The 2,013-nt window shown below is 65.0% G+C and carries 1 protein-coding gene and 1 pseudogene; both read left to right on the forward strand.

All coding sequences use genetic code 11. The features are described 5' to 3' along the window. Positions 1-1,678 (forward strand): hypothetical protein (locus tag ACOJSN_RS19520; RefSeq protein ID WP_420114153.1); only part of this gene is annotated, 1,678 nt, incomplete at its 5' end. A gap of 56 nt (positions 1,679-1,734) precedes the next feature. Further along, a pseudogene (locus ACOJSN_RS19525) lies at positions 1,735-2,013 on the forward strand (hypothetical protein); the annotation flags it as partial.

Here is a 2,013-nt window from a genome sequence, read left to right on the forward strand (position 1 = left end):
TGAGTTCGAGATCCGCAAGGTCAGTCCGGTGCCCGTGCCGGAGGGGGGTCGAGACGAGAGAAGGGACACGCTGCTTCAGCACTTCGCCGATGCGCGCGATGGCGAGCTCCTGCCCCGAGACGTGATCTGGCCCGAAGTGGCCCGCTACGCGGTGGGTCGCTACGCGGACGTCAGCGAGCACGGTATTCGTGCGGCCTGCGAGTTCATCGCGGCACGCTCTGACTGCGCGGACTTCACGATCCAGGGCGTGCTGCGGATTCTGGCTTGGGAGAGCGCTGAACGGCGGCTGCCAGCTGAGCTGAACGAGTTGATGAAGGAGACAGTGCTCGGCTTCAAGTACTGGGTCGACGAGCCCGGGGACACGGTCATGTTCATGGGGTCGGAGAACCATCGGCTCGCCTTCCATGTGGCCGAGTGGCTCGCCGGCACGCTCTTTCCACTTGAAGAGTTCTCCAACAGCCGCCAGCGTGGCCTCTTCCATGCGGCTAAGGGTCGTGCCTACATCGTCGAGTGGCTGCGTCAGCGCGGCAGGTTCGGGTTCGACGAGTGGCACTCCAACGCCTACTTCCCGGTCTGCCTCGGTCCGCTGGCGAACGTCTACGACTTCGCGATCGACGAGGAGTACAAGCTCAAGCAGATGACGGCGTCGGTGCTGGACTACATGGCGTTCATTCTGGCTGCTGACACCTATCGCGGCATATTCGGCACGACGCATGGTCGTAGCTACACCCGCTACATCAAGCACCCCGGCATGGAGAGCACATCGGCCGCGTGCTGGCTCTGGTACGGCGAAGGCACCCTGGTGAGACAGACGCGAGGAGTGATGGCTCCTGTCACCCTCGGGTCGGGTGACTACTGGCCGCCGCCGATCCTGCACGAGATCGCCGCAGATACGAGCTCCGTTGTGGAGTCCAAGCAGCGGCAGGGATTGATGCGCAGCGGAGAGCAGAGCGCGAACTTCTCGGTGTTCCGGACGCCCGACTTCCTGATGTCTGGACTGCAGGACCACCGGAAGGGCGAGTACGACTCGGCGATCCATGCGGCTCAGGTCACGCTGCCGAACGAGGCCGTCGTGTTTTGGTCCTGCCCGCAGACCACGGGCGAGGGTTCCGGCCTGCGGCCGGACTACTGGTCGGGCAACACGACCCTGCCTCGCGTCATCCACTATCGCAACGTCATGTCGTTGACGTGGCAGCCCAGCACCTACGCGTGGATGACGCACTGCTTCTTCGAGCGCTCCCGGTTCGACGAGATCCGCGAGCGCGGGAACTGGGTGTTCGGTCGCTCGAGCGACGGGTACATCGGCATCTACTCGCAGCACGGCATGTCGTGGGGTAGGGACGGGCAGTACGCGGGCCGCGAGCTGATCTGCACGACCCTGCCCAACACCTGGATCGTCGAGTGCGGGCGTCGGGAGGACTGGGGTTCGTTCGATGGCTTCGTCGATGCACTCCAGGATGCTCCGATCGAGACCGCCGGCGACGTGCTGACGTACCGCTCGCCGTCGCTGGGGGAGTTTCGGACGGGATGGTCCGTCGAGCCGAGCATCGATGGCGGTGTGATCGAGCTCCGCGACTACCCGATGGTCGAGAGCCCGTGGGCGAGCGCGGCGTTCGGCTCTGGCGAGCTGACCGTCCGGTACGGCGAGAGTGTCGAACACCTCTGGTTCAACCAATAGATCACTGAATGACCGGACACTCAACGTCCGGTCGACCGATGCAAAGGAGTATCGAGATGGCACGATTCACGAGGCGAAGCCTGCTGCTGGCTGCGGCTGCCGGAGGTGTTGCGCTACCGCTGGCGGGGTGCAGCAATGACGGGCGCGGCACGCCGGCGGGGGACGCGACCACATCCGCCACCCTGCTACCGGACCACATTCCGTTCCAGGCGGTCGAGCCTGAGCTTCCGGGGGCGGACGGGGTCGACGACGCCTACCTCGCCTATCCGGCCAACCCGGTCGAGGTGATCACGGAACCCTTCGGTGACGGTCAGACGATCACCGCGTTCGCGATC

The organism is Pseudactinotalea sp. (genome assembly GCF_048594945.1).
Taxonomy (GTDB): domain Bacteria; phylum Actinomycetota; class Actinomycetes; order Actinomycetales; family Beutenbergiaceae; genus Pseudactinotalea.